Origin of the sequence: Shinella sp. HZN7 (genome assembly GCF_001652565.1) — a bacterium.
Classification (GTDB): Bacteria; Pseudomonadota; Alphaproteobacteria; order Rhizobiales; family Rhizobiaceae; genus Shinella; species Shinella granuli.
Map to the genome: position 1 here is coordinate 3,027,936 of NZ_CP015736.1, position 26,141 is coordinate 3,054,076.

Genomic DNA, 26,141 nt, shown 5'->3' on the forward strand with positions numbered 1-26,141 from the left:
CGATTCACGCCAGTGCCGGGAGCAACTGATCGATGCTCTTCTTTGCATCTCCATAGAACATGCGTGTATTGTCCTTGTAGAAGAGCGGGTTCTCGATGCCGGAATATCCGGTGCCCTGGCCGCGCTTGGAGACGAACACCTGCCTGGCCTTCCACACTTCGAGGACGGGCATGCCCGAGATCGGCGAGTTCGGGTCTTCCTGCGCGGCCGGGTTGACGATGTCGTTCGAGCCGATGACGATGACGACGTCGGTGTTCGGGAAGTCCTCGTTGATCTCGTCCATTTCCAGGACGATGTCGTAGGGGACCTTGGCTTCGGCAAGCAGCACGTTCATGTGGCCCGGCAGGCGGCCGGCGACGGGGTGGATGGCGAAGCGTACGGTCTTGCCGGCCGCCCGCAGTTTTCGCGTGAGTTCCGAGACCGATTGCTGGGCCTGCGCCACCGCCATGCCGTAGCCCGGCACGATGACGATGCTGTCGGCCTCGTTGAGCGCGGCAACGACGCCCTCCGCGTCGATCGCGATCTGCTCGCCCGTGATCTCCATCTGCGGGCCGGCCGCGGCGCCGAAGCCGCCGAGGATGACCGAGACGAAGGAGCGGTTCATCGCCTTGCACATGATGTAGGAGAGGATCGCACCCGAGGAGCCGACCAGCGCGCCGGTGACGATCAGGAGATCGTTGCCGAGCGTGAAGCCGATGGCCGCTGCCGCCCAGCCGGAATAGCTGTTCAGCATCGACACGACGACCGGCATGTCGGCGCCGCCGATGCCCATGATCAGGTGATAGCCGATGAAGAAGGCGGCGAGCGTCATGAGAACAAGCGTCCAGGCCCCGGCGCCGTTGACGTAGAGGATGAGCAGGACGAGCGACAGCAGCGCCGCGCCGGCATTGAGGGCATGGCCGCCCGGCAGCTTCCTCGCCTTGCCGTCGACCTTGCCGGCGAGCTTGCCGAAGGCGACGACCGAGCCGGTGAAGGTGACCGCGCCGATGAAGACGCCGAGGAACACCTCGACCTTCAGGATCGTGAGCTCGACCGGCTCCTTGTGGGCGAGGAGCGCGGCAAAGCCGGTCAGCGCGGAGCGGCCGGCCTCGTCGAGCCCGGCGACATGGGCCGCCTCGATATGGGCGTTGAAGCCGATGAAGACGGCGGCAAGGCCGACGAAGGAGTGCAGCGCCGCGACGAGCTGCGGCATCTCCGTCATCTGCACGCGTGAGGCGACGTAAGCCCCGAGCACCGCGCCGCCCGATATCATCAGCACGATGACGAACCCGTTGCCGACATCGGGCCCGAAGACCGTGGCGATGACGGCAAGGCCCATGCCCACCATGCCGTACCAGACGGCGCGCTTGGCGCTTTCCTGGCCGGACAGGCCACCGAGCGAGAGGATGAAGAGGATGGCTGCCGCGATATAGGCGGCCGAAACGATACCGATCGTCATGTTGATGAGCCCTACCCGATCAGGATTTCTGGAACATGGCGAGCATGCGCCGGGTGACGAGGAAGCCGCCGACGATGTTGATCGTGGCGATCAGCACCGAGAGCGCCGACAGCACCACCACCAGCCCGTTGCTTGATCCGATCTGCAGCAGCGCGCCGAGGATGACGATGCCGGAGACCGCATTGGTGACGGCCATCAGCGGCGTGTGCAGCGAATGCGAGACGTTCCAGATGACCTGGAAGCCGACGAAGCAGGCGAGCACGAAGACGATGAAGTGGCTCATGAAGGCGGCGGGCGCGAAGGCCCCGACGATCAGGAGAGCCGCCGTGCCGACGGCCAGCAGCGCCAGCTGGTTCTTCGTCCCGGCCTTGAAGGCGGCGGCCTCGGCGGCGCGCTTTTCCTCCGGCGTCGGTTCCTTGACCTTCTCCTTGGGTTTCTGTGCGGCGATGGCCGCGATCTTCGGCGGCGGCGGCGGCCAGGTGATCGCGCCTTCGAAGGTGACCGTCGCCCCACGGATGACGTCGTCCTCCATATTGTGCACGATCCGGCCGTCCTTGCCGGGCGTCAGGTCCGTCAGCATGTGGCGGATGTTGGTGGCGTAGAGCGCCGAGGACTGGGCGGCCATGCGGCTCGGGAAGTCCGTATAGCCGATGATGGTGACGCCGTTGTCCGAGACGATCTTCTGGTCGGCCACCGTCAGGTCGCAATTGCCGCCGCGCTCGGCGGCAAGGTCGACGACGACGGAGCCCGGCTTCATCGCCGCCACCATGTCGGCGAGCCACAGTTTTGGCGCGTCACGGCCGGGGATCAGCGCCGTGGTGATGACGATGTCCATCTGCGGGGCAAGCTCACGGAACTTCGCAAGCTGCGTCTCGCGGAACTCGGGCGAGGACGGGGCGGCATAGCCGCCGGTCGCCGCGCCATCCTGCTGGCCGCCCCCCTGACCATCGGCAAAGTCGAGATAGACGAACTCCGCGCCCATCGACTCGATCTGCTCGGCGACCTCGGGACGCACGTCGAAGGCATAGGTCTGCGCGCCGAGCGAGGTGGCGACGCCGATGGCGGCAAGGCCGGCCACACCGGCACCGATGACCAGCACCCTGGCCGGCGGCACCTTGCCGGCGGCGGTGATCTGTCCGGTGAAGAAGCGGCCGAAATGGTTGCCCGCCTCGATCACCGCCCGGTAGCCGGCGATATTGGCCATCGACGACAGCGCGTCCATCTTCTGGGCGCGCGAGATGCGCGGCACCATGTCCATCGCGATGACGGTCGCGCCCTTCGAACGGGCCTGCTCCAGCAGTTCGGCATTCTGGCCGGGGTAGAAGAACGAGACCAGCGTCTTGCCGGGCGACAGGAGGCCGACCTCTGCCGTCGTCGGCGGGCGGACCTTGACGATCACGTCCGATGCCGAGACCAGTGCAGCCGCATCCTCCACCACCGTCACCCCGGCCGCACGGTAGGCATCGTCCGATATGCCCGAACCCTCCCCGGCGCCTGCCTCCACAAGACATGCGTGGCCGAGTTTCTGCAACTGCATGGCGGATTCGGGCGTCAGCGCGACACGCGCCTCGCCGGCAAACCGCTCCTTCGGCGCTCCAATGCGCATTGTAGGCTTCTCCATGATATGCGGGATCAGTCGGCGGTCCAGCCGCCATCGACCATCAGTGCGGTTCCGGTCACCATCGACGACGCATCCGATGCGAGATAGGTGACGGCGGCCATGATATCCTCGACGCGGCCGATGCGGCCGAGCTTGATCTTTTCCTCTATCCACCGGACCCGTTCGGGATTGGAAAAGGTCTGCTCGGTCAGGGGCGTGCGGATGAAGGTCGGGCAGATCGTGTTGACCCGGATGTTCTTCGGCCCCCATTCGATCGCCATCGACTTGGTAAAACCCTCGACGGCATGTTTCGTGGCGCTGTAGACGGCGCGGTCGATGCCGCCGACATGGGCCATCTGCGAGGAAACATTGATGAGCGACCCCGCCTCGCCGGCCGCAAGCAACCCTCTGGCGACGGCGCGTGTCAGGAAATAGGCGCCCCTTACATTGAGCGCGAAGACCGCATCGAAGTCGGCCGGGCTCGTCTCGACGGCCGGGCCGTGACGGGCGACGCCGGCGCTGTTGACCAGAACCTGGAACGGCGGCTGCGCGGCGATCGCCGCTTCCGTTGCCTCGACATCGGCGATGTCGAGCACCAGTGCCTCGGCCGAAAACCCTTCGGCGCGGATCGCGTCCACCGCCTCGGCAAGCTTGCCCGCCGAGCGCGCCGACAGCACCACATGGGCGCCGGCCTCCGCGAGCGCCGCGGCGCAGCCGAAGCCGATGCCGGACGAGGCGCCGGCCACCAGGGCACGCTTGCCGTCGAGGCGGAAGGAAGGGGTGCGCGGCAGGCTCATGATGCATGGCTCCATGCTGTAACAGGGGCACCGCCATCCGGCTCGAGGCACCTGACGATGTAAAGCGATCTATCCAAGCAAGCCCCCTCCAATCCGATCGACTGCGGCTTACGCCGCAGCCTCTCCATAACCGACATTGCGGCCGCCATAGCGGCGAACGCGGATATTGGCCTGTTCCGCGTGACCGACAAAACCTTCCAGCATGCAGAGCCGCGAGCAATAGGCGCCGATCTCTGCGGCCGCCTGGTCGGTCGTGACCTTCTGGTAGGAGTGGGTCTTCAGGAACTTGCCGACCCAGAGCCCACCGGTATAGCGGCCGGCCTTCTTCGTCGGCAGAGTATGGTTGGTGCCGATCACCTTGTCACCATTGGCGACATTGGTGCGGGGCCCGAGGAACAGCGCGCCGTAGGAATGCATGTTCTCCAGGAACCAGTCGTCGCGGTCGGTCATCACCTGCACATGCTCGGAGGCGATCTCGTTGGCGACCTCCAGCATCTCCTCATAGGTATCGCAGACAATGACCTCGCCATAATCGCGCCAGGAGGCGGTGGCCGTTTCCGTCGTCGGGATGATCGAGAGGATGCGGTCGATCTCATCCATCGTCTGCCGCGCCAGCTTTTCCGAATTGGTCAGCAGAACGGACGGCGAATTGTAACCGTGCTCGGCCTGGCCGATCAGGTCGGTGGCGCACATTTCGGCGTCCACCGTCTCGTCGGCGATCACCATCGTCTCGGTCGGGCCGGCGAAGAGGTCGATGCCGACGCGGCCGTAGAGCTGGCGCTTGGCTTCCGCGACAAAGGCATTGCCGGGGCCGACCAGCATGTCGACCGGCTTGATCGTCTCGGTGCCGAGCGCCATGGCGCCGACGGCCTGCATGCCGCCGAGCACGTAGATCTCGTGGGCGCCCGCCTTGTGCATGGCGGCGACGATCGCCGGATGCGGCTCGCCCTTCTGCGGCGGGGCGGAGGCGACGATGCGCGGTACGCCGGCAACCGAGGCCGTCAGCACCGACATATGGGCCGACGCCACCATCGGGAACTTGCCTCCCGGCACGTAGCAGCCGACCGATTGCACCGGAATGTTGCGGTGGCCGAGGATCACACCCGGCATCGTCTCGACCTCGATATCCGTCATCGAGGCGCGCTGGGCTTCCGCGAAACGGCGGATCTGCGCCTGGGCGAAATCGATATCGGCCATGTCGCGGGCCGAGACCTTGGAGATGGCGGCTTCGATCTCCGACGGGCTCAACCTGAACGACGGCGGCGAGAACTTGTCGAACTTTTCCGAAAGATCGCGCACGGCGGCATCGCCGCGCGTCTCGATGTCCTTCAGCGTCGCTTCAACGATGGCCCGGACCTTCGCATCGTCTTCCGACCGCTGGGCCTCGGGCTTGCCGCGCTTGAGATAGGTAACAGTCATGGATCAGATCTCCCTTTCGCCCCGAAGGATATGATGCTATGCGGGAAGCGCAAGTTTTCATATAAAAACTGAAAAATTTTCACACACGGTCACCCGATGAAGCCCACCGCAAAGCAGGTCGCCCACGCCGCAGGCGTTTCCCTCGCCGCCGTATCGCGTGCATTCACGCCGGGCGCGCCGCTTGATGCGGCCAAGCGGAAACGCATCCTGGCGGCAGCCGAGTCCCTGGGTTACATCAGCCCGGCCAGGCGCACGGCCAATGCCATCGCAGCCGGAACCATCACGCTGGTCGCAGGCGATCTTCTCAACCCGTTCTATCCGACGGTGCTGGATACGCTGGCCAGGCAACTGCAGGCGAGCGACCGGCAGCTGCTCGTCTACACGATGGCGGCCAATGCCGATGTCGATGCGATCATCCCCAGATCCTCGCCGCGCGGCCGTCCGCCATCATCGTGACGTCCACCTTCCTGACCTCCAACATGGCGCGCGCCTGCCGGCAGCATCAGATCAAGGTCGTGCTGCTCAACCGGATACAGCGGGATGCCCGCATCAATGCCGTTGCCTGCGACAACTACCAGGGGGGCCGGGACATCGGCCGCCGGCTTCTGGAGCGGGGCTACCGCAAGATCGGCTTCATCGGCGGTGTCGCCAACACCTCGACGCATGCCGAGCGCACCCGCGGCTTCCAGGACATCCTGGCGGAGGCAGGCCGGTCCATCCATGTGCGCGCTGCCGGCGACTTCAACTACCATGATGCCTATGCGGCCGGCATGGCGGTGCTGTCCGGCGGCGATCCGCCGGACGCGCTGTTCTGCTGCAACGACATCATGGCGCTTGCCGTCATGGATGCGGCAAGGGAGCGCGGGTTGAGAATTCCGGACGATCTGGCGGTCGCCGGCTTCGACGACATCCCGATGGCAGGCTGGAACGCCTACCGGCTGACGACCATCCGGCAGCCGGTCGAGCGCATGGTGCAGGAAGCCCTCAATCTCATCGACGACCCGACGATCAAGCCTTCCGACGACGGCGTCACCCGCACCCTGCCGGGCACGCTGATGGCGAGGGAGAGCGCCTGACGGCCGCCGGCCGACCATATCAGCCGCCGGGTATGCGTGCGATCCGCACGCCGGTCCTGGCATCGAACAGATGACAGATCGAAGCCGGGATCGCCGCATGCACGACATCGCCGATTTCGGCGCGGTATTCCTTGCCGGACTTGATCGAGACGAGCTGGTCGCCGAGCCTGAAGCTCGCCATGGTCGCCTCGCCGAGAAGCTCCATCGAATAGATCGCGGCGCCAAGCTCGCCGCCTTCTGAAATGAGCGAAGCATCCTCGGCGCGAAAGCCGAGCGTGACCGGCCCCTTCACATCGGCCTGCAGACCGGGGATGGTGATGCCCGGGCCGCGGAACGTGCCGTTCTCGATATCGCCGGAAACAAGGTTCATCGCCGGCGAGCCGATGAAGGAGGCGACGAAGGTGTTGGCCGGGTTGTCGTAGATCTCCGTCGGCGTGCCGACCTGCTGGATGACGCCCTTGTTCATCACCACCACACGGTCGGCCAGCGTCATCGCCTCGATCTGGTCGTGGGTGACGTAGATCGTCGTGACCTTCAGCGTGTGCTGCAGGTTCTTGATCTGGGCGCGGGTGGAGACGCGCAGCTTCGCGTCGAGGTTGGAGAGCGGTTCGTCCATCAGGAACACCGAGGGCTGGCGCACGATGGCGCGGCCAAGCGCCACGCGCTGGCGCTGTCCGCCCGATAGCGCTGCCGGCCGGCGTTCGAGGAAATCGGTAAGCTCCACCATGCGCGCGGCCTGCATGACCTTCTCGTGATGCAGCGCCTTCGGCACCTTTCGCACGCGCAGCGGGAAGCGGATGTTCTCGTAGACGGTCATGTTCGGGTAGAGGCCGTAGCTCTGGAACACCATCGAGATGTCGCGGTCCTTCGGCTCCAGCCTGTTGACCATGCGGTCGCCGAGCCAGATCTCGCCCTCGCTGATGTCTTCCAGCCCGGCGATCATGCGCATCGTCGTCGTCTTGCCGCAACCCGAGGGACCGAGCAGAACGAGGAACTCCTGGTCGGCGATATCGAGGTTGAAATTGTCGACCCCGACGAAATTGTGCCAACGCTTCGATACGTTCTTGAGGCGGATTTCAGCCATTTGCGATTATCCCTTCACGGCGCCGGCGGTGAGCCCGCTGACGATCTGACGTTGGAAGAACAGGACCAGCACGAAGAGCGGCGCGGTCGCCGAGACGACGGCGGCAACGGCGAACATGACATTGCCCTCCTGCTGGACCGTCCCGAGGAAGCTCGCGATCTTCGGCACCATGGTCTGGTTGGGCTGGGAGAGTAGCATCGCGGTCACGGCGAAGTCGTTATAGGCAAGCAGGAACGAGAACAGCCCCGTGGTGATCACGCCCGGCCACATGACCGGGATCACCACGAGGCGGAAGGCCTGGAAACGCGAGCAGCCGTCGACCATCGCGCTCTCGTCGAGGTCCTTGGGGATCGACAGGAAGAACGAATGCAGCATCCACAGCGTGAACGGCTGGTTGATGGCGACCAGCACGATGATGGCGGTCGGCATGTAGCCCCAGATGTTCATCTCGAAGAACGGCAGCAGGTAGCCGGAGACCAGCGTGATATGCGGCATGGCACGGAAGACGAGCGCCAGCATCAGCAGCCAGAACGTATAGCGATAACCGGAGCGCGCCAGCGCATAGCCGCCGAGCGTACCGAAGGTCAGCGACACGACGACCACCGACACGGTGACGATCACCGTGTTGATCACCGAGGAGAAGAAGTCGCGCAGCACCCAGGCGCCGTAATAGCCGTCGCCGGTGAAGGCCGAGCCGGTCCGGGCGATCGTGCGCGTGCCCTCGATGGCGAACCACCAGCTATCGCGCGAGAAGAAATCCTGCTCGACCTTGAACGATCCCCAGACCGTCCAGATGAAGGGGAAGGCGGCCATGAACACCCAGAGGAGCACGAAGCCTGTGGAAAGCACTGCCAGCGGCAGGGGCTGTCTGCGTTTTGTCACCATCATCACGGCGCCCTCATCGACGGTTGAAGTCTCGCCAGGTGCGCACCAGCACCGGCGAAAGCAGGATGATCACGCCGACGATGGTCAGCATCGACGTGGCGGCGGCCGAGCCGAAGAGCTGGTCGACCTGGCCGCGCAGGTCGTTGAAGATCGACCAGGACAGCGACGTGGCATTGGCTTCGGCGCTGAAGCCGACGATCGGCTCGAAGACCCGGAAATTGTCCATCAGTTGCACCAGCCCGACGAAGGTGGCGAGCGGCATGAGATGCGGGATCACCACGAAGCGGATGCGCTCCCAGCGGCTGGCGCCGTCGATCATCGCGGATTCCAGCGTATCGTGCGGCACGGTCTGCAGGCCGGCATAGAAGACGACGAAGGAAAACGGCGCGTTGTGCCAGATGCCGTAGACGAGGAGCGTGATCCAGGTGAGCACGGTCGACGACTTCAGCGACAGCGTCGGATCGTTGACCAGCACTTGCAGCGTCGCACCGAGAATGCCCTGCGATGACGCCATCCAGTAGACGATGAGCGCGCCCACCAGCGGCGTCACGATCATCGGCAGCAGCGAGAAGAAGATGACCGGCCCCTTGTAGAAGGGCGGAATGGCGTTCACCCCGAGCGCGATGCAGAAGCCGAGCAGCATGGCGAAGGGCGTGACCACGAACGTATAGGTCAGGGTAAAGGCAAGCGCCCTGTAGAATGGCAGGTTGTAGATGCGCGCGACGGTATCCTTGAAACCGGCATTGTCGGAGAGGATCGCGCCGATCTCGGTGACGGCCAGATGGTTGCGGTCGAGATAGGTGCCGAAGCCGTTGAAACGGCCGAGCGGTTCGTCGTTGCGCAGCTTTTCGGTCGCTTCCGCATCGACGCGCGTTTCCTTGCTGCAACCGGAAAAGGGCGTACAGGTCTCGACCTCGGTCACGACCCGCTCGTGCTGGACATAGAGCGACTGCACCGCGACCGAGACGATCGGCAAGGCGATGAAGAGCAGCATCGCCGCAAGCGACGGCATGATGAAGGCAAAGAAAGCCCTGTGCGGCATGCGCCTTCTCCTTGCTCAGGATTGAATGTTGCGTTCGTCCCGCCTCGGGCAGGACATCTCGATCGAAGCCTGCGGGACGCGCCGGCTGGGCCGGCGCGCCCGAGGATCACTTCAGGAAACCGCCTTCGCGGGCAGCCGCGGTATAGGCCGCCTCGACATCCTTCAGCGCCTCCTCGGCACTCTCACGTCCCTGCATGAATTCGGCCAGTTCCGCGCCGAGCGCGGTGTGCAGCAGCCCCATATAGGGCAGCATCGGATAGGGTTTCGCACCGCCATTGGCGGTTTCGAGCACGCCGACGGCGACGCGGCCGGGCTTGTAATCCTTCGTCAGCCAGGTCGCGAGGTCGGGATTGTTCTGGCCGACCTCCGGACGGATGCCGTAGACCATCGCACGGAAGGAGGCTTCCGCATCCTCGTCGGAAATGTTCCTGGCGATGGAGAACCCGTCCCACCACAGGGCTGCCGCGGGGACCGAGCCGCCACCGACGGTCGGCGCACCGGCCAGAACCGTGTTGTCACCCACCCCGTCTGCGGCCTTGGCCGGATCGATCGCGCCGTTGGCAAGCGACCCCCAGCCATTGATGATGGCGGTCTTGCCGGCCGCATAGACCTTGATGATCTCGTCGGCATTGTAGGTCATGTAGTCCGGGTTCATGTATTCGGTCATCGCCTTCATCGTGGCGAGCGCGGCCAGGCCCTTTTCGTTTCTGATGGCGGGAACAGCCGAACCCGCTTCAAAAAGTTCGCCGCCATAGCCGAGATACATATTGACGAATTCGGCAGCCAGGTCCCAGCCGGCCTTGTCCGAGGCGGACAGCGGGTAGTCCATCAGGCCCTTTTCCCTGATCGCCTTGGCGGCGGCCAGGATATCCTCATAGGATTTCGGCTGCGCCAGGCCGGCCTTCTCCAGAATGTCCTTGCGCAGGAAGAGGTGCTGCGAATTGCCCATGAAGGCGACCGCCATGACCTTGCCGTCGAGCTTGATCAACTGCGTCGGCAGAAGGTCCTGCCCATATTTGGCGACGAGGTCGTCGAGCGGGCGCAGCAGGCCTTCATTCAGCAGCGGCACGATCGAATTGTTGGCGATGACGGCGACGGTGTATTCGGCCGGACTGATCTTGAGCGCCGGCACCTGCAGGTTCTTGTGCTCGGTCGTCTGGTTCGTGGTGACCTTGACCGTGTCGGAGGCGCATTTTTCGGCTTCCGACAGGACGAGACGCAGCCCGTCGAAGTCGTTGGCAAGGATGCGCACCGAGCCTTTCTCGATGCCACAGTCCGCCCGGGCGGGCAGTGCCGCCGCAAGACTTGCCAGCACCAGGGCCGCGGTCGATGCGAAGAATGTCGATTTTCTCATGTTCCCACCTTCTTTGTTGGCGGCGCCCCGTTTTCGGGGTCGCCGCATTCCTCGGTCAGGCACCCTTGACGGGCGCTGATGCCGGATCGTTCGAGATGTCCACAGGCGCCTTGGATATTCTCCGCCTAGCGCAGAACCTGGATGAGCACGCCGAACTCGTTGAAGGTCGTCCACTCCTTGGTGACGCGGTTGCCTTCGATCAGCCAGTGCGTGATGCCCCAGATATTGACCTCGCGGCCGGTCGGCTCGCCATAGCGGCCAAGCCCGCGATGCGTGCCGGTCATCGACCAGCGGATGGCCACGACGAAACCTTCCTGGGCATTGCCCATCCAGTAGAGGTCGTCCACCGAATAGAGCACGTCCGGGAACATGGCGAGCTGCGAGAGCATGAAGGAGCGCAACTGCCCCGTACCGCGGAAGATGCGGCTACCGGTCTGCTGCGAGACGATGCCGGGATGATACACCTGATCGAGCGCGCCGAGATTGCGTCGGTTCCACATCGTGTGCAGCGCCGCGCGCACGAACTCTTCCGGATTGTCGCGAATCTCCGTCGGCACCGCCATCTTCTCCGGCTTGCCCTGCCCCACCGTGCGCTTCGGCTCGCCGCCCAGGAAATCGCGCGGCAGCCCCGTGGTCGCGCCGGACGACGCCGCACGCTTCGCCGTCTCGACAACATCGAAGCCGAGCTGCCTGACCACCTCCGCCGTGTCATAGACGACGTGCTCGTAGAAGATCTCATTGTCGCGGGCGACACAGTTCGCCATGCAGAGGAACTGCACGCGGCGACCGGTCGGCGCGCCGTAGCGGCTGAAGCCGGTATTGGTGCCGATGATCTGCGAACGGTGCGACGTGTGGAAGCCGATCGCGTCGTCGCCGGCCCAGACCACGTCTTCCGCGACGATGCGGATATCGGGAAAGGCGTTGTTCAGCGAGGTCGTGTCGGCGACGATCTTGTCGCGGCCGACCTGCAGCGCCAGGTCGTCCCACACCAGGCAGTCATGGCTATAGGTGTCGTAGATATAGCCGATATCCTTCTCTTCCCAGATCTGGTGGGTGATGCGGATGATGTAGTCGATGATATTGACATATTGCGGCTCGAAGCCGGTCAGGCGCTGCTTGACCAGATGGTCCGGCGAGCGGCCGATGAAGGCATCCGTGCCGCCACGCCGATAGGCGTCGAGCGAGATCGTGTAATCGCGGGGCATGTGCTCGGGCGACAGCGGCCGGAACCGCGAGCGCCCCTGTTTCGTCTCTGCCCGCCCCCTGCCGGCAGGCATCTCCTCATGGACCACGGCCTGCTTGCCGACGACCTTTCCCGACTGCTCGCTCATCACTTTCCCTCATTTTTTGCATTCGTATGCAGAAGGAAACATGAAATGCTCGATCGGTCAATAGTAAATGACTGCTCGGTCACATTTCTCCTGATCCCACATCCTCACCCACGCACCAGGCGGCAAGGAAGAGCGCAAATCGGGCATCGACAGAACCACCGTCTGGCGCTCCGCAATGCGTGCGCCCACAGCACCACGACGCCCAGAGGGTCGAGGTCTGACTTGTGCCGGGCCAGTCGGCTGGAGCAATTCCAGCAAGAGTGCGACGCGGCCTTGCGTCCGGAATTTTGTTAAAACAACGAGTTAGAGTGCTTCCACGATTCGAGGAAAAGCGGAAATACTCTAGGCGACGACGGTCTTCGTGCCCGCCCTCTCCAGCGCCTCGGCGATCGCGGGCGGCGGTGGCGCATCGGTGACGAGCCGATCGATGCTCGACCAGGGCGCCACTTCGAAAATGCCGCGCTTGCCGAATTTCGAGGCATCGGCGAGCACGGTGACGATGTCGACGCGCTCGATCATGCTCTGCGCGACTTCGGTCACCTGGGCATCGAAATCCATCACCGCGTGCTCATCCACCGAGCCAACCGTCAGGAAGGCATGGCGGGCGCGGAACCTGCGGATCTGCTCCACCGCGAACTGGCCAAGCGATTCCCCGGCATCGGCACCATAGGCGCCGCCGATCAGGAAGACCTTGTGGTCCGGGTTGGCGGAAAGCGTGGCGGCGATGCGCCAGGAATTCGTCACGACGACCAGCATCGGCAGGTCGACCAGGGCTTCGGCGAGGATCAGCGTCGTCGTGCCGGTGTCGATGAAGACGGCGTCGCCCGGTGCCAAAAGGCTTGCCGCCGCATGTGCGATCCGGCGTTTGGCCGGCAGGTTTTCCGCCATGCGCAGGGCAAAAGGCCCCTCCACCGCCGGCTCCACCTGGGTGTTGGAGCGCACGCGGGCGCCGCCGTGGAATTTCTTCAGCCGCCCCATGGCATCGAGATTGGCAAGGTCGCGCCGGATCGTCTCGCGCGAGGCGCCGAGCGTCTGCGCCAGGTCGTCGACGCTTATTTCGCCCGCCTTGTGCACGAGCTTCACAATTTTTTCGTGGCGATCGGCAGGCCGCATCGGCGCTTCCTTCAGGTGGCGATTCGCGCAGAAATCCACGCGATTTGCAGCATTTCTCCCGTTGTATCGTTGAATTCGGTCAAGTCAACGACTGAATTACGACCGTTCAGTCATCTCGCCGCAATGTTTCTTGCCGGGAGATACGGGTGGAGGAGCATCGTGCTCGCGGCGCTCTGGCATTTTCAGCGCTTCAGCACGCTTTACATTCGGTCATCAAGATTATACCGTTCAGTCACATAATGACCGAACGGGAGATAATGCCGTGCCGCTCCATCCACCGATCGCGGAAACTTTCGACGTCGCCATCATCGGCGCCGGCGTCGTCGGCTGCGCGGTGGCCCGCCGGTTCGCGCTGGCCGGCGCGAAGGTGCTCCTGATCGAGAAGGGCGCCGACATCCTGTCGGGCGCCTCCAAAGCCAACAGCGCCATCCTGCATACCGGCTTCGACGCCCCGCCCGGCAGCCTGGAACTGGAACTGGTGCGGGCCGGCCGGCAGGAATATCTGGAGATCAAGGACAGCCTCGACCTCCCCCTGGTGGCGACGGGCGCCTATGTCTGCGCCTGGAACGCGCTGGAAGCCGAGAAGCTCGCCGGCATCGAGCAGCAGGCTCGCGACAACGGCACGATGGATGTCGTGCTGCGCTCCGGCGCACAGGCGCGCGCGTCCATGCCGGCGCTCTCCGATCGCCTCGTCGCGGCGCTGGAGGTGCCGGGCGAGCACATCATCGATCCCTGGACGGCGCCGCTCGCCTATCTCAACCAAGCCGTGGCGCTCGGTGCGCGGTTCCTGCGCGGGACGGAACTCCTCAAGGGCACGTTCGACGGCGCCTGGCGCCTGGAGACGACGGCCGGTGAGATCAAAGCCGACAGCGTCATCAATACGGCCGGGCTTTACGGCGACATTGTCGATACCCGTCTCGGCTTCGAGGCCGCCTTCCGCATCAGGCCGCGCAAGGGCCAGTTCGTCGTGCTCGACAAGGCGGCCGTACGCTATGTGCCGCGCATCATCCTGCCCGTTCCCACCGAAGTGACGAAGGGCATCGTGGTCTGCCCGACGGCCTTCGGCAACGTGCTCGTCGGCCCCACGGCGGAGGAGCAGGAGGACCGGGTGCGTGCCACCGTCGAGACCCAGACGCTGGAAGCCCTCCTCGCCCGCGCTGCAGAGATCGTGCCGGCGCTCGCCGGCATGCCCGTCACCGCGCTTTATGCGGGACTCAGGCCCGCCAGCGAGGAGAAGGGCTACAGGGTCTTCGTACGACCGGACCAGCGCGCCATCACGCTCGGCGGTATCCGCTCGACAGGCCTCAGCTCCGCCCTCGGCCTCGCCCAGCATGCGCTGAAGCTTCATGCGGGCTTTGCCGGCCCCTTCACGCCCCCCGCGGACGTGCCTGACATCGCCATGCCCAACCTTGCCGAATGCCGCGAACGCGACTGGCAGCGCCCCGGCCATGGCGAGATCGTCTGTCACTGCGAACTGGTGACCCGCCGGGAGATCGAAGCGACGTTTGAAAGCCCGGTGCCGCCCGGCGATTTCGGCGGACTTCGCCGCCGTACCCGCGCCGGCATGGGCCGCTGCCAGGGATTTTATTGCAATGCGCGGCTGGCCGAGATGACCAAGGGCCGGCTCGCCGCCCCGCTCGCCATCGAGACGGAGGGCGGCCGATGAGCGCGGCGGATGCGGATGTGCTGGTCGTCGGCGGCGGCCCCTCCGGCGTGGCGGCGGCCATCGAGCTCCGCCGGCAGGGCCGGCGCGTCATCCTGCTCGACCGCGAGCCGGCGCTTGGCGGCGCGACGCGCCATTGCAGCCATTCCCCCTTTGGAATGCTGGAATTCGGCCGCGTCTATTTCGGCGCCGCCTACGGCCGCAAGCTGACGCGGGAAGCGCAAAAGGCCGGCATCGATATCCGCACCGGCCATTCCGTCGTTGAGCTTGCCGAAAACGGCACGCTCTTCGTCACCGCCGGCCCCGGCGTCGAACGGCTGACGGCCGAACGCATCCTCGTGACGACCGGCGCGCGCGAAAAACCGCGCTCCGCGCGACTGATCTCCGGCGACCGGCCGATCGGCGTGGTCACCACGGGCACTCTGCAATCCTATCTCGCCTTTCACGGGCTCCTGCCTTTCCGGCGGCCGCTGATCGTCGGTTCCGAGCTCGTCTCGCTTTCGGCGGTGCTGACCTGCCTCAGCCATGGCGCAAGGCCCGTCGCGATGATCGAGCCACGCCCCCACGCCCTCGCCCGGGCGCCGCTGAGCTGGTTTCCGACGCTGGCCGGCGTGCCGTTCCATCGTGGTGCCCAAATCGTCGACATCATTGGACGGGATCGCGTCGAGGCGGTCACAATCCGCCGCGGCGAAAAACTCGAAACGCTCGACTGCGACGGCGTACTGCTGACGGGACAGTTCACCCCGGAATCCGCACTGTTCCTGCAGTCGGCCATGGGCATAGACCAGGGCAGCGCAGGACCGGCCGTCGACCAGCACGGCCGCTCGCTCAACCCGCGATATTTCGCCGCCGGCAATGTCCTGCGCGCGGTGGAGACGGGCGGCTGGGCTTTTCGCGAGGGCCGTGCCATCGGAAGGACCATTGCCGAGGACCTTCGGCACGAGGCGGAGGACGGCAGGCCCGTATCCGTCACCTTCGATGCGCCGGTCAAGCTCGTCGTTCCGAACATCCTGCGCCGCGCATCGTCGCCGGCGGCGTTCCGGGACTTCCAGCTCCGCTTCCTGCGCCGCGCGAAGGGCCGCCTGTCGCTCGAACTGGAGGGGCGCGAGATGTGGCACGCTCGCGGCACCTGGATGCCCGAACGGCGCATCCTCGTTCCCATTCCCGCGGAGGCGCCACGGGCGCAGCACGTCCATTTTCGTTTCAGGGAGGAAACATGATGCGGGTCGCCGCGATAGATCAGGGTACGACATCCACGCGCTGCCTCGTGATCGAGGATGGCGGGGCATGGACGGTCGCCGGCACGCGCCGCCATGCGCAGCACCATCCCGCGCCCGGCTGGGTGGAGCACGATCCGGAGGAGTTGCTGCGCAATATCGAGGCGGTGCTGGAAGGCGCAGGCCCGGTGGATGCCATCGCCATCTCCAACCAGGGTGAAAGCTGCCTTGCCTGGGACAGCGAGACCGGCAAGCCCCTGTCACCCGTCATCGTCTGGCAGGATTCGCGCACCGCGGCCGATCTCGCCGCCCTGCCGCCCGAGGCCGAGGCGCGCTCCAAGGCGGTCTGCGGCCTGCCGCTCGATCCCTATTTTTCTGCAAGCAAGCTCGCCTGGCTCGTGAAGAACGCGCCGGCCGTATCCTCAGCGCTTCATGCCGGCCGCCTGCGGCTCGGCACGACCGACGCCTTCTTCCTCGACCGGCTGTGCGGCACCTTCCGCACCGATCTCGCAACCGCATCGCGCACCGGCCTCATTGACCTTGCGACCGGCACCTGGAGCGAGGAAATGTGCACCCTGCACGGCGTGCCGCGCCAGTGCCTGCCCACCATCGGCGCGGTCGATGCAGGCTTCGGCGCGATCGGCGGAACGCCGGTAAAAGTGTCTATCGTCGACCAGCAGGCGGCCCTCTTCGGGCACGATTGCCGCAAGCCCGGCGATTGCAAGATCACCTTCGGCACCGGCGCCTTCCTGCTGGCGATCGCCGGCGACCGGCGCCCGCCCGCCTCCGACCTCCTGCCCACCATCGCCTGGCAGCGTGCCGGCGAAACCGCGACCTTCGCCATCGAAGGCGGCGTCTACGATGCCGGCTCGGCACTCGAATGGGCGCGCAGCATCGGCCTCTTCTCGGCGATGGAGGAGCTCGGCAGCTTCGAGGGACCGTCGGCGCTCAGCCGCGGCATCGTCTTCGTGCCGGCGCTGTCAGGCCTTGCCGCGCCCTATTGGGACCGCCAGGCCGCGCCCCTCTTCATCGGCATGGACCATGCGACGGACCGGCGGGACATGGTCCGCGCGGTGCTGGAAGGCATCGCCATGCTGACGGTCGGTCTCATCGAGGCGGCAGCCAAGGTGGGCGAGCTCGGACCGAGCATCTCCATTGACGGCGGCGTCTCGCAGAGCGCCTATTTCGCCCAGTTCCTTGCGTCCGCGAGCGGCCGGTCGATCACCGTGGCGCCGATGCACGAGCTGACGGCGCTCGGCCTTGCGGAACTGGCCGGCCTCGACGTCAGCGGCGCACGCACCGCTGCCCGGACCTTCAAACCGGACGGCATGGTTGCGGCCGCCGACCATGCCCGCTTCGCCAAAGCCATCGAAAGGGCGCGCGCCTGGCGGCAATGACGCCGCCGGCCACATCCTCAAATCCCACGGAGCCAAACATGCGAAAGATCTTCCTCGCATGCCCCTACGGGCATGCGGACAAAGCCGTCGTGGAACGGCGCTTCGACATCTCGAACGCGGTCGCCGCCCGCATCGTGCGAAACGGCGCGGCCGTTTTCAGCCAGGTCTCCATGTCGCACCCGATCAACGGCCAGCTCGTCGGTCTCGACAAGGCGGCGATCGGCAGCCTCTGGGCGCCGGTCGATGCCTTCTTCATGGCGGCGATGGAGGAACTGATCGTCATCGACGAACCCGGCTGGAAGGAAAGCGCCGGCGTCGCCCGGGAGATCGACTTCTTCAAGGAGCGCGGCCGCCGGGTGAGCTTGTGGAGCGAGGTGGAGAGCGACTTTCCGGCATGAACTGAACTTCGAAAAACCCGAAACAGGAGGGGAACCATGAACAGCAACATCCAGGCGCGGCCCGCATCCGGGCCGTCATCCCACCATGGCAGCGAGCATGACCGGCTGAAACGCGACGTCACCGCCTTCCAGTCCTTCGCCGTCGCCTTCGGCTTCGTCTCGATCGCGACCGGCATCTTCACCGCCTACGGCGCCATGCTCTCGACCTCCGGGCCGATGGGCATCTGGACCTGGCCCGTCGTCGTCGTCGGCCAGTTGATGGTCGCCCTCGTCCTCGGCTCGCTTGCCGCGCGCATTCCGGTGACCGGCTATGTCTACCAGTGGACCTCGCGCATCTCCAATCCGGTCTTCGGCTGGATCATGGGCTGGATCAGCTTCACCTTCCTTGCCATCGTGCTCTGCGCGGTGGATTACACCATCGCCTCCACCGTTCTGCCCGTCCTGTTCGGTTACGAGGGTACGGCCATGAATGCCTGGTGGATCACCAGCCTCGTCATCGTCGCCCAGGCCGTGATGATCGCCTTCTCGACGAAGTTCACCCAGCGCTTCAACGCGGTCGCCGTCACCATCCAGCTCGTCGGCATGATCGGGCTCGTGGTGCTGCTCTTTGCGGTCGGCGCCATCAACAACGAGCTGGACTTCGCCAACCTGACGAGCACCGGCGCGATCGGCGAAGAAGGATATTATGCCTTCGGCGAGCTGACCAAGGCCGGCCCGTGGATCATGGGCACGCTGCTCGGCGCCTTCACCATCGTCGGCTTCGAATCGGCGGCGAACCTTGCCGAGGAAACCCGCGAGCCGGCCCGCGTCGTGCCGAGGGCCATGTGGCAGGCGGTTCTCAGCCTCGGCGTCATCGGCATGCTGTTCCTCATCGCCGTGACCGCCCTTCTCGGCGATCCGACGGCGCTCGGCGCCTCGGCAACGCCGATCGCGGACGTCATCTCGCGCGTGCTCGGCCCCATCGTCGGCAATTTCCTGCTGGTCCTGGTGGTCATCTCCATCTTCTCCTGCGGCCTCGTCATCCTTCTCAGCGGCACGCGCCTCGTCTGGGCCATGTCGCGCGACGAGCGCTTCCCGGGATGGCAGCTCTGGCACAAGATCAGCCCCACCCTGCACACGCCGGTCAACGCGACGATCTTCGTCGCCGTCATCGGTCAGGTCATCCTCGCCCTGTTCTCGCAGCAGACGGATGCGCTGTTCTCGCTGTTCTCCGCCGCCACGCTGCTGCCGGCGATCATCTATGCGGTGACCGTGCTGATGTATGCGGCCAAGCGCCACCAGCTGCCGCCGAGCCAGGGCTTCACGCTCGGCGCCTGGGAAGTGCCGGTGCTCGTGCTGGCCATCGCCTGGCTCGCCTTCGAACTGGCGATCTTCCGTGACGCCTCCTTCGCAAAGCCCTGGTCCTATGTCGCCGTCATGTTCGGCCTCGGCGCCCTCTATCTCGGCTACCTGCTCGTCTCGCGCGGCGGGCCGGGCGGCCTGAAGATGCCCGAGCTCATCGCCATCGACAGCATCCTCGATGCCGACCGCGGCGCCGACTTCAACGCGATGCCCGCCGAATAGGCCATGCGCTCGACCGGTCGGTGCCGACTTCCATCGGCCGGTCAGACATCAGAGTGAGACGTCGTCTGCCGGCAAGGCGGCAGACGCAATGATCCGCAGGCAGGAAACCTGCCGTCAGCCGTGGGCACGCGCGAAACCGTTGGGCGGAGTGCCCACCCGGTCTGCCAGTATCTCGCGGTCCAGCGTCAGGTCCGCCTCAGTGTTTAAGGATCTGGCTGAGGAACAGCCTTGTGCGTTCATGTTGCGGATTGCCGAAGAATTCATCCGGCTTGCCCTGCTCGACGACCTGCCCTGCATTCATGAAGATAACCCGGTCGGCGACCGCGCGGGCAAAGGCCATTTCGTGCGTGACGCAGACCATGGTCATGCCCTCGCGGGCAAGGCCGGTCATGGTCTCCAGCACCTCGGATACCATTTCCGGATCGAGCGCCGAGGTCGGCTCGTCAAACAGCATCACCGCCGGCTGCATGCAGAGCGACCGGGCGATCGCCACGCGCTGCTGCTGGCCCCCCGAGAGCTGCACGGGATATTTGTTCGCCTGTTCGGGGATGCGCACACGCTCCAGGAACTGCAGCGCCGTCCTGCGGGCTTCCGCCTCCGACACGCCCTTGATCCACATCGGCCCGACCATGCAGTTCATCAGCACCGTCATGTGCGGAAAGAGATTGAAGTGCTGGAACACCATGCCGACGTTCTTCCGCACCTCGCCGACGTTGCGCATCTTGTCGTGCAGGGTGATGCCGTTGACGACGATGTCGCCCTGCTGGTGGGCCTCCAGCCGGTTGAAGCAGCGGATCAGCGTCGACTTGCCGGAACCCGAGGGGCCGCAGATGACGATGCGCTCGCCCTTCTCCACCGTCAGGTTCACGTCGGTCAGCACACGGAAGGCGCCATACCACTTGGAGACGTTGCGCACGTCGATGATCTTTTCCGCGCTCATCGGATCTTGCTCCTGGCGTAATGGCGCTCGATACGAGCCTGGACGAGTTCGAGGCAGATCGACAGGCCCCAGTAGAGCATGGCGGCCGAGATCAGCATTTCCATGTGCTGGAAGGTCTTCTGGCCGAGCGTGCGCGCCAGGAACATCAGCTCCCAGACGCCGATGACCGAGACGAGCGAACTGTCCTTCAGCATCGAGATGAACTGGTTGCCGGTCGGCGGGATGATGACGGGCAGCGCCTGCGGCAGGATGATCTTGCGCATGGTGAGCCCGAAGCCGAAGCCGATCGAGCGGGAGGCCTCCCACTGGCCGCGGTCGATGCTCTGGATGCCCGAGCGGAAGATCTCGGTCATGTAGGCGCCGTAGCACAGCGAAAGCGCCAGGATGCCGGCCGGCACCGCATCGATGATGAAGCCGAGCTGCGGCAGGCCGAGATAGATGAGATAGACCTGCATCAGGAGCGGCAGGCCGCGGAAGAACGAGGTGTAGAAGCTCGCCACCGCATAGGCGAAGCCGTTGGTCGAGAGCTTCGCCACCGCGCCCAGGATCGCAATGGCCGAAGCGATGACGATGGAGATCGCCGAGACGTAGATCGTCGTGAAAAGCCCCTGCGTGATGAGGAAGGGCAGCTTCTCGGCCATGAACGGCAGGCTGAGATTGAACGTCTTGAAGAAGGCGAGGAAGAGCAGCAGAAGCTCCAGCCAGACGATGGCGATCTGCACTCTGAGCGTAGCAAAGCCGATCAGCACGACATTCATGCAGAACAGCACGGCAATGACGAAGGCGATGGCGAAGCGGCCGTAGAGGCCGCTTTCGGCCGGCTCGCCGATGACGGGGCGCATGAATTCGCCCATCGACGTGCCGGTGAGGTCGATGGCCAGGAAGACGGCAAGGATCGCCGTAAACGTGGCCATGACGAACCATGGCTTGTGGACGAGCACTTCCGATTCGACGGTATCCGGATACAGCATCTGCGCTCCCTGTGCCTGGGCGCGGCCCGCCCATCCGGGCCGCGCGAACCGATACGTCTTACTGGGTGACCGTATAGTCGACGCCGTACCACTTGAGCGACAGCTTGCTCAGCGTGCCGTCCGCCTGCATGGCCTTGACGGCCTCGGCGATCTTTTCGCTGAGCTCCTTGTCGCCGTGCTCGATGGCCACGGCCAGCGGCTCGAAGAAGACCGGCTTGCCGAGCTGCCGGATCGGGTAACCGGCCTTTTCCGCATCGAGAATGCTCGGAAGCGACGAGACGACGGCGTCGAGGCGCGTGCCGTCGCCGAGCCGCAGGTCGTCGAAGGCGGTCGTGGAATTGGCGTAGGATTTGACCTCGCCCGGCTTGAACTCATAGGTGAAGGCCGGCGCGCCGGCGGCATCCAGCGTCAGATCCTGGTTGGCATAGGCCTCGAAGGTCGAGGTCGCCGTCACGCCGACCCTCTTGCCGTCCAGATCGCCGAGCGCCTCAGCCTTGCTGTCCTTGTGCACGGCGACGGCGGCGGGCGTGTAATAGTAGACGGCCGGGAAGTCGAAGAGTTCGGCGCGCGCCTTCGTCGGCGTCATCGAGCCGACATGCATGTCCCAGCGGCCCTGCCAGTTGCCGGCCGTGATGATGTCCCAGCCGGGCGTGATGAATTCCACGGAGACGCCGAGATGCCGGCCGATCTCCTTGGCGATATCGACGTCGAAGCCGTCCATCTCGTTCTGGTTGTTCATGAAGGACTGCGGCGCCCAGCTCGCGTCGGTCGCGACCTTCAGCGTCTTGGCGGCGAGTACCCGGTCCAGCACCGCGCCGGCCCTGGCGGGCATGGCGGCAAGCGAAAGGGCGAGAGAGGCGGCGAGCGCCGCGACCATCGAGGTTCTGATCATGCGTTTGTTCCCTCTGTCTGTTGTCGTTTCGTCGACGGCGCGGGTTTCCTCTCCCTGCCGTTGCTGGCGATCTTGGGGCCTGCCGCCCCATTCGTCTTCCGGCGTTCCCAAGCAGCGTCCGCCGCCCGGCTCCATCGAAATGACGGAAATCAAGTCGTGCCCTCCCCGGCCATCTCCGCCCGCACCGCGCGGGCCACGCGGAAGGCCTCGACGCCGGCCGGTACGCCGCAATAGACGGCGATCTGCACGAGCGCGGCCTGCAGCTCTTTTTCCGTCAGGCCGTTGCGGACCGCGCCGCGGTAATGGAGGCCGAATTCGTGCATGCGGTTGCTGGCCGCCAGCATACCGAGGTTCAGCAGGCTGCGTTGTTTCAGGTCGAGCCCGTCGTCCGTCCAGGCCATGCCCCAGCAATATTCGTTGAGCATGTCCTGCAAGGGCGCCGAGAAGGCGTCGCCGCCACCCATGGCGCGGTCCACATAGTCGTCGCCGAGCACGCGCCGCCGCACATCCTCACCCTTTTTCCGCAAGGTCTCATCCATGGGCTGCCTCCGTATAGGCCAGGAAATCGCCGATGGCATCGGCCACGACATCCGGCGCTTCGATGAGGATGGAATGACGCAGGCCCGGGAAGATGGCGAGCCGCGATCCGGGAATGCGCTCGTGCATATAGCGGGCCATGCGCGGGTTGGAGCCCACGTCGTCCTCGCCGGTGGCGATCAGCGTCGGGCAGCGGATCTGGTCGAGGAACCCGCCGAAATCCGTTTCGGCGAGCACCCGATAGGCGGAGGCGTAGCAACCCGGGTCGTTTTCCGCATCGCGCGCCCTCAGCCAGGCGATGGTGTCGGGGTGCTTCTCCTGGAAATCCTCCGTCAGCCAACGCGAGAGCGAGGCATTGTGGTGGTCGGCCGGGGTTCCGGCCTGGAGCGCGGCGAGCCGCGCCAGCACCCGCTCGCGCTCGTCCGGCGTGCGCCCTGCCACGGTGGACAGCAGCACCAGCCGCCGCAACCGCGGAAGATGCGTCAGCGCAAGGCGCTGGGCGATGAGGCCGCCGAGCGAGAAGCCGGCAAGGTTGAAGGTCGCAAAACCGGCCCTGTCGGCAAGCGCCAGCGTCTCGGCCACGAAATCGTCGATCTCGTAGCGGCCCTTGACGCGGCTCGATTTCCCGTGGCCCCTCAGGTCGAAGGTGAGGATGGTGAAGCGGTCCTTCAGCCGCGCCACCACGCCGGACCAGGCTTCCAGGTAGGAGCCGACGCCGTGGACGCAGACGAGCGGTTCGCCGCCGTCGCCGTCGATGCGATAGTTGAGCGTGACCTCGCCGACCGTGTGTTCCGCCATGCCCTCCATGCTCAGCGCCCCGCCATCGCCCGCTTGCGCTCGCTCTCGCGCGCGGCGAAGACGGGCATGACCTCCTTGACGAAAAGCTCGATCGTGCGCTTCTGCAGTTCGAAGGGCAGGTTGAAGATGAGGCCGAGGCAATACTGGTCGACGCCCGCCGCCTCGTAGACCATGAGCTTCTCGATCACCTCGTCCGGCGTGCCGAACATCAGGTTCTTGCGGATGCTTTCCGGATTGTAGTTCTCCTTGCCCCTCACCGCCTCGAAGGGCACAGCCTCGGGGAAGCCGTCCTTCACCGTGCCGATGTTCTGCATCAGGTTCTCGAAGGCGCGGCCGTAGTCCATGCTGTGCCGCACGGCACGCTCCCAGCCGTCCGGCCGGTCGTAGACGCAGGTGCGCCGCTGCATCATGAAGCGCGGGCGCGGCACCTCCGGATGGTCGGCCACCGCCTTGTGGAATTTATCGGAGAGGACCTGGATCTCCGCGGCCGGCGCCGAGAGCGGCGTCGACAGGATGCTGGCGCCGTTGGCGACCGCCCAGTCGAAGGTGCCGGGATCGCGGGCGGCGACCCAGATGCGCGGATGCGGCTGCTGCAACGGTTTCGGCACGGCGGCCGTGACCGGAAATTTCCAATAGTGCCCGTCATGGGCATAATCGCCGGCCCACAGCTTCTTCACCGCCGGCACGAGTTCCTTCAGGTAGGCGACGCCCTCCTGCTGCGGCATGCCGCCCGCCATGCGGTCGAACTCGTACTGGTAGGAGCCGCGCGCGATGCCGAATTCCAGACGCCCGTTCGTCAGATGGTCGCATAGGGCGGATTCGCCGGCGAGCCGGATCGGGTTCCAGTAGGGTGCGACCAGCGTCGAGGTTCCGAGCCGGATGTTTTGCGTATGCTGCGCGAGCCAGACCAGCGTCTGGAACGGGTTCGGCGAGATCGTGCATTCGAGCGTGTGGTGCTCCGCCGTCCAGAGCATCTCGAAACCGCCCTCGTCCGCCATGCGGGCCAGCGTCAGGAGGTTGTTCTTCACCGTCGCCATCGGCACGTCCGGTGAGAAGCGTTCCATCGTGAGCGAGACTGCGAACTTCATGGATTCTGCCTTTCGAGGTCTGGTTACTTGAGGCGGATGACGAAGGGGTCCTGCATGGCGCCGGAATAGTCGATGATCACGTTCTTCAGCCGCGAGAATTCGTGCATGACCTCGAAACCGCCGCGCCGGCCATAGCCGCTTTCCTTGAAGCCGCCGTTCGCGGACATGAAGGAGGCGGAGCGGTACGTGTTGATCCAGACCGTGCCCGCGTCGATGCGGCTGGCAAAGCGCAGCGCCCGGTCGATGTCCTTCGTCCAGATGCCGGAGGCGAGGCCGTAGCGCGTGTCGTTGGCGAGCGCGATCATCTCCTCCTCGTCGCGGAAGGGCATGACGCCCACCACCGGACCGAAGAGTTCGTCGCGCATGAAGGTCATGTCGTTCTGGGCGTCGACCATGACGGTCGGCTCGAAATACCAGCCGCCCGGTGCAAGCTCCGCCTTCTGCGGCCGCCCGCCGCCGGCGGCGACCTTCGCGCCTTCCCTGACGCCCGAAGCGACATAGGATTCGACCTTGGAAAGCTGGTCGGCGAGCGCCAGCGGGCCGATATCCGTGTGATCGACGGTCGGCAGGCCGACGCGGATGCGCTGCGTGCGGGCGACGAGCGCATCGAGGAACCTGTCGTAGACGCCCGCTTCCACGAAGCAGCGCGAGCCGGCGACGCAGGTCTGGCCCGCCGCGGCGAAGACGCCCGAGACGACGCCGTTCACTGCATGCTCGATATCGACGTCGCCGAAGACGACGTGGGGCGACTTGCCGCCAAGCTCCATCGAGCAGGGAACGAGGTTCTCAGCCGCATTGCCGGCGATGCGGCGGCCGGTCGCCGTGCTGCCGGTGAAGACGTATTTCGCCACGCCGGGATGACGGGTCAGGGCCTCCCCGGCGCTCTTGCCGGTACCCGTGACGACGTTGACGACGCCCGCCGGAAAGCCCGCCTCGTGGACCAGCTCGGCAAGCGCCAGCGTGGAGGCCGTGGCATGCTCGGACGGCTTGATGACGACGGTGTTGCCGATGGCAAGGCACGGCGCGAGCGTGCCGGTGAGCAGCATCAGCGGCGAGTTCCACGGCGTGATCATGCCGACGACGCCGAGCGGTTCGCGCAGGTTGAGGTTCAGCGTATCGAGCCGGTTGATGGGGATCGTGTCGCCCTGCAGCTTGTCGGCCATGCCGGCGAAATAGTGGTAGCTGTCCGGCATGGCGCGCATCTGCGCCCGCGTCTCCTTCAGGAGCTTGCCGTTGTCGCGCGTCTCGATCTCGGCGAGCGCATCGGCATTGGCGCGGACGAGTTCGGCAAGGCGGCGCACCAGCGCGCCGCGGTCGGTCTGCGTCATGCGGCGCCATTCGGGATTGCGGAAGGCGGCGGTGGCGGCGGCGACGGCGGCTTCCACGTCATCCGCATCGGCCTCGGCGAATTCGTACCAGGGCTCGCCGGTCGTCGGGTCGAAACTGCGGATGTAGTTGCCGTTCTTCGGCGCGACGAATTCGCCGCCGATGAACAGGTGCTGGCGCGAGCCTTCGAGGGTGCTGACGGTCGTCTTCAT

24 protein-coding genes are annotated in these 26,141 nt (G+C 65.5%); 7 read left to right on the plus strand and 17 right to left on the minus strand.

Annotated features, from left to right (window positions below; translation table 11 throughout):
* Window positions 1-4 precede the first annotated feature (4 nt).
* The 4 genes from shn_RS14655 to hisD all read right to left on the minus strand — a co-directional run bounded on the left by shn_RS14655 (window position 5) and on the right by hisD (window position 5,254).
* Window positions 5-1,438 carry an NAD(P)(+) transhydrogenase (Re/Si-specific) subunit beta gene (locus shn_RS14655; RefSeq protein ID WP_064331060.1) on the minus strand — a complete coding sequence of 478 codons (1,434 nt, stop codon included), beginning with the start codon at window positions 1,436-1,438 and terminating at the stop codon, window positions 5-7.
* 19 nt (window positions 1,439-1,457) lie between these two features.
* Window positions 1,458-3,044, minus strand: coding sequence for a Re/Si-specific NAD(P)(+) transhydrogenase subunit alpha (locus tag shn_RS14660; RefSeq protein WP_064331061.1), 1,587 nt, complete (start codon window positions 3,042-3,044; stop codon window positions 1,458-1,460).
* Window positions 3,045-3,070: 26 nt separating this feature from the next.
* Window positions 3,071-3,835 (minus strand): SDR family NAD(P)-dependent oxidoreductase, encoded by a 765-nt coding sequence (locus tag shn_RS14665; RefSeq protein WP_064331062.1) that lies wholly within the window; start codon window positions 3,833-3,835, stop codon window positions 3,071-3,073.
* Window positions 3,836-3,943: 108 nt separating this feature from the next.
* Window positions 3,944-5,254, minus strand: a complete 1,311-nt coding sequence (gene hisD / locus shn_RS14670) for a histidinol dehydrogenase (RefSeq protein ID WP_064331063.1) — start codon at window positions 5,252-5,254, stop codon at window positions 3,944-3,946.
* Window positions 5,255-5,350: 96 nt separating this feature from the next.
* Here hisD and shn_RS37040 point away from each other — a divergent pair, with 96 nt between their 5' ends.
* Together shn_RS37040 and shn_RS37045 are read left to right on the plus strand one after the other, a co-directional pair.
* Window positions 5,351-5,710, plus strand: a complete 360-nt coding sequence (locus shn_RS37040) for a LacI family DNA-binding transcriptional regulator (RefSeq protein ID WP_245337301.1) — start codon at window positions 5,351-5,353, stop codon at window positions 5,708-5,710.
* Window positions 5,707-6,330 (plus strand): substrate-binding domain-containing protein, encoded by a 624-nt coding sequence (locus shn_RS37045; protein WP_245337302.1) that lies wholly within the window; start codon window positions 5,707-5,709, stop codon window positions 6,328-6,330. Before shn_RS37040 ends, shn_RS37045 begins: the two co-directional genes overlap by 4 nt.
* Window positions 6,331-6,349: 19 nt before the next feature.
* Here the strand turns inward: shn_RS37045 and shn_RS14680 are convergent, their stop codons facing one another.
* The 6 genes from shn_RS14680 to shn_RS14705 all read right to left on the minus strand — a co-directional run bounded on the left by shn_RS14680 (window position 6,350) and on the right by shn_RS14705 (window position 13,139).
* Window positions 6,350-7,414 carry an ABC transporter ATP-binding protein gene (locus shn_RS14680; RefSeq protein ID WP_064331064.1) on the minus strand — a complete coding sequence of 355 codons (1,065 nt, stop codon included), beginning with the start codon at window positions 7,412-7,414 and terminating at the stop codon, window positions 6,350-6,352.
* Between the two features lie 6 nt (window positions 7,415-7,420).
* Window positions 7,421-8,302, minus strand: a complete 882-nt coding sequence (locus shn_RS14685) for a carbohydrate ABC transporter permease (protein ID WP_133033445.1) — start codon at window positions 8,300-8,302, stop codon at window positions 7,421-7,423.
* 10 nt (window positions 8,303-8,312) lie between these two features.
* Window positions 8,313-9,341: a carbohydrate ABC transporter permease gene (locus tag shn_RS14690; protein ID WP_064331065.1), complete on the minus strand. Its 1,029-nt coding sequence runs from the start codon at window positions 9,339-9,341 to the stop codon at window positions 8,313-8,315.
* 106 nt (window positions 9,342-9,447) lie between these two features.
* Window positions 9,448-10,695 (minus strand): ABC transporter substrate-binding protein, encoded by a 1,248-nt coding sequence (locus tag shn_RS14695; RefSeq protein ID WP_064331066.1) that lies wholly within the window; start codon window positions 10,693-10,695, stop codon window positions 9,448-9,450.
* Between the two features lie 125 nt (window positions 10,696-10,820).
* Window positions 10,821-12,026 carry an ester cyclase gene (locus tag shn_RS14700; RefSeq protein ID WP_084438038.1) on the minus strand — a complete coding sequence of 402 codons (1,206 nt, stop codon included), beginning with the start codon at window positions 12,024-12,026 and terminating at the stop codon, window positions 10,821-10,823.
* Window positions 12,027-12,368: 342 nt separating this feature from the next.
* Window positions 12,369-13,139, minus strand: a complete 771-nt coding sequence (locus tag shn_RS14705) for a DeoR/GlpR family DNA-binding transcription regulator (RefSeq protein WP_064332625.1) — start codon at window positions 13,137-13,139, stop codon at window positions 12,369-12,371.
* A 262-nt stretch (window positions 13,140-13,401) separates the two neighbouring features.
* Here shn_RS14705 and shn_RS14710 point away from each other — a divergent pair, with 262 nt between their 5' ends.
* From shn_RS14710 to shn_RS14730, 5 genes are read left to right on the plus strand one after another with little or no spacing between them, the layout of a single operon-like run.
* Window positions 13,402-14,805: an NAD(P)/FAD-dependent oxidoreductase gene (locus tag shn_RS14710; RefSeq protein ID WP_245337303.1), complete on the plus strand. Its 1,404-nt coding sequence runs from the start codon at window positions 13,402-13,404 to the stop codon at window positions 14,803-14,805.
* Window positions 14,802-16,022 carry an NAD(P)/FAD-dependent oxidoreductase gene (locus tag shn_RS14715; protein WP_064331067.1) on the plus strand — a complete coding sequence of 407 codons (1,221 nt, stop codon included), beginning with the start codon at window positions 14,802-14,804 and terminating at the stop codon, window positions 16,020-16,022. Before shn_RS14710 ends, shn_RS14715 begins: the two co-directional genes overlap by 4 nt.
* Window positions 16,022-17,416, plus strand: a complete 1,395-nt coding sequence (locus shn_RS14720; RefSeq protein ID WP_064332627.1) for an FGGY family carbohydrate kinase — start codon at window positions 16,022-16,024, stop codon at window positions 17,414-17,416. The genes shn_RS14715 and shn_RS14720 overlap by 1 nt, the downstream gene beginning before the upstream one ends.
* A gap of 38 nt (window positions 17,417-17,454) precedes the next feature.
* Entirely contained in the window at window positions 17,455-17,814 is a 360-nt protein-coding gene (locus shn_RS14725) for a DUF1937 family protein (RefSeq protein ID WP_064332628.1), read from the plus strand.
* Window positions 17,815-17,850: 36 nt separating this feature from the next.
* Window positions 17,851-19,377 carry an amino acid permease gene (locus tag shn_RS14730; protein ID WP_064331068.1) on the plus strand — a complete coding sequence of 509 codons (1,527 nt, stop codon included), beginning with the start codon at window positions 17,851-17,853 and terminating at the stop codon, window positions 19,375-19,377.
* 196 nt (window positions 19,378-19,573) lie between these two features.
* Here shn_RS14730 and shn_RS14735 read toward each other — a convergent pair whose 3' ends face one another.
* The 7 genes from shn_RS14735 to shn_RS14765 form a co-directional block, all read right to left on the minus strand.
* Window positions 19,574-20,317 carry an amino acid ABC transporter ATP-binding protein gene (locus shn_RS14735; RefSeq protein ID WP_064331069.1) on the minus strand — a complete coding sequence of 248 codons (744 nt, stop codon included), beginning with the start codon at window positions 20,315-20,317 and terminating at the stop codon, window positions 19,574-19,576.
* Complete coding sequence (locus shn_RS14740; protein WP_064331070.1) at window positions 20,314-21,288, minus strand: amino acid ABC transporter permease; 975 nt, start codon at window positions 21,286-21,288, stop codon at window positions 20,314-20,316. The genes shn_RS14735 and shn_RS14740 overlap by 4 nt, the downstream gene beginning before the upstream one ends.
* A 58-nt stretch (window positions 21,289-21,346) precedes the next feature.
* The gene (locus shn_RS14745) at window positions 21,347-22,180 is read right to left on the minus strand and encodes a transporter substrate-binding domain-containing protein (RefSeq protein WP_064331071.1); all 834 of its coding nucleotides are present in this window, start codon (window positions 22,178-22,180) and stop codon (window positions 21,347-21,349) included.
* Window positions 22,181-22,329: 149 nt separating this feature from the next.
* Window positions 22,330-22,719, minus strand: coding sequence for a carboxymuconolactone decarboxylase family protein (locus tag shn_RS14750; protein WP_064331072.1), 390 nt, complete (start codon window positions 22,717-22,719; stop codon window positions 22,330-22,332).
* Entirely contained in the window at window positions 22,712-23,515 is an 804-nt protein-coding gene (locus shn_RS14755; RefSeq protein WP_064332629.1) for an alpha/beta fold hydrolase, read from the minus strand. Before shn_RS14755 ends, shn_RS14750 begins: the two co-directional genes overlap by 8 nt.
* An 11-nt stretch (window positions 23,516-23,526) precedes the next feature.
* On the minus strand, window positions 23,527-24,603 hold the full coding sequence (locus shn_RS14760) for an LLM class flavin-dependent oxidoreductase (RefSeq protein ID WP_064331073.1): 1,077 nt from the start codon (window positions 24,601-24,603) through the stop codon (window positions 23,527-23,529).
* 23 nt (window positions 24,604-24,626) lie between these two features.
* Window positions 24,627-26,141, minus strand: coding sequence for an aldehyde dehydrogenase (locus shn_RS14765; protein WP_064331074.1), 1,515 nt, complete (start codon window positions 26,139-26,141; stop codon window positions 24,627-24,629).

Coding starts and splice junctions, on each gene's coding strand:
- shn_RS14655 (WP_064331060.1), bottom strand. CDS start 1,438: ATGACGATCGGTATCGTTTCGGCCGCCTATATCGCGGCAGCCATCCTC.
- shn_RS14705 (WP_064332625.1), bottom strand. CDS start 13,139: ATGCGGCCTGCCGATCGCCACGAAAAAATTGTGAAGCTCGTGCACAAG.
- shn_RS14765 (WP_064331074.1), bottom strand. CDS start 26,141: ATGAAGACGACCGTCAGCACCCTCGAAGGCTCGCGCCAGCACCTGTTC.
- shn_RS14695 (WP_064331066.1), bottom strand. CDS start 10,695: ATGAGAAAATCGACATTCTTCGCATCGACCGCGGCCCTGGTGCTGGCA.
- shn_RS14735 (WP_064331069.1), bottom strand. CDS start 20,317: ATGAGCGCGGAAAAGATCATCGACGTGCGCAACGTCTCCAAGTGGTAT.
- shn_RS14690 (WP_064331065.1), bottom strand. CDS start 9,341: ATGCCGCACAGGGCTTTCTTTGCCTTCATCATGCCGTCGCTTGCGGCG.
- shn_RS37040 (WP_245337301.1), top strand. CDS start 5,351: ATGAAGCCCACCGCAAAGCAGGTCGCCCACGCCGCAGGCGTTTCCCTC.
- shn_RS14760 (WP_064331073.1), bottom strand. CDS start 24,603: ATGAAGTTCGCAGTCTCGCTCACGATGGAACGCTTCTCACCGGACGTG.
- shn_RS14730 (WP_064331068.1), top strand. CDS start 17,851: ATGAACAGCAACATCCAGGCGCGGCCCGCATCCGGGCCGTCATCCCAC.
- shn_RS14745 (WP_064331071.1), bottom strand. CDS start 22,180: ATGATCAGAACCTCGATGGTCGCGGCGCTCGCCGCCTCTCTCGCCCTT.
- shn_RS14660 (WP_064331061.1), bottom strand. CDS start 3,044: ATGCGCATTGGAGCGCCGAAGGAGCGGTTTGCCGGCGAGGCGCGTGTC.
- shn_RS14700 (WP_084438038.1), bottom strand. CDS start 12,026: ATGAGCGAGCAGTCGGGAAAGGTCGTCGGCAAGCAGGCCGTGGTCCAT.
- shn_RS14715 (WP_064331067.1), top strand. CDS start 14,802: ATGAGCGCGGCGGATGCGGATGTGCTGGTCGTCGGCGGCGGCCCCTCC.
- shn_RS14720 (WP_064332627.1), top strand. CDS start 16,022: ATGCGGGTCGCCGCGATAGATCAGGGTACGACATCCACGCGCTGCCTC.
- shn_RS14740 (WP_064331070.1), bottom strand. CDS start 21,288: ATGCTGTATCCGGATACCGTCGAATCGGAAGTGCTCGTCCACAAGCCA.
- shn_RS14665 (WP_064331062.1), bottom strand. CDS start 3,835: ATGAGCCTGCCGCGCACCCCTTCCTTCCGCCTCGACGGCAAGCGTGCC.
- shn_RS14680 (WP_064331064.1), bottom strand. CDS start 7,414: ATGGCTGAAATCCGCCTCAAGAACGTATCGAAGCGTTGGCACAATTTC.
- shn_RS14750 (WP_064331072.1), bottom strand. CDS start 22,719: ATGGATGAGACCTTGCGGAAAAAGGGTGAGGATGTGCGGCGGCGCGTG.
- shn_RS14725 (WP_064332628.1), top strand. CDS start 17,455: ATGCGAAAGATCTTCCTCGCATGCCCCTACGGGCATGCGGACAAAGCC.
- shn_RS14755 (WP_064332629.1), bottom strand. CDS start 23,515: ATGGCGGAACACACGGTCGGCGAGGTCACGCTCAACTATCGCATCGAC.
- shn_RS14685 (WP_133033445.1), bottom strand. CDS start 8,302: ATGATGGTGACAAAACGCAGACAGCCCCTGCCGCTGGCAGTGCTTTCC.
- hisD (WP_064331063.1), bottom strand. CDS start 5,254: ATGACTGTTACCTATCTCAAGCGCGGCAAGCCCGAGGCCCAGCGGTCG.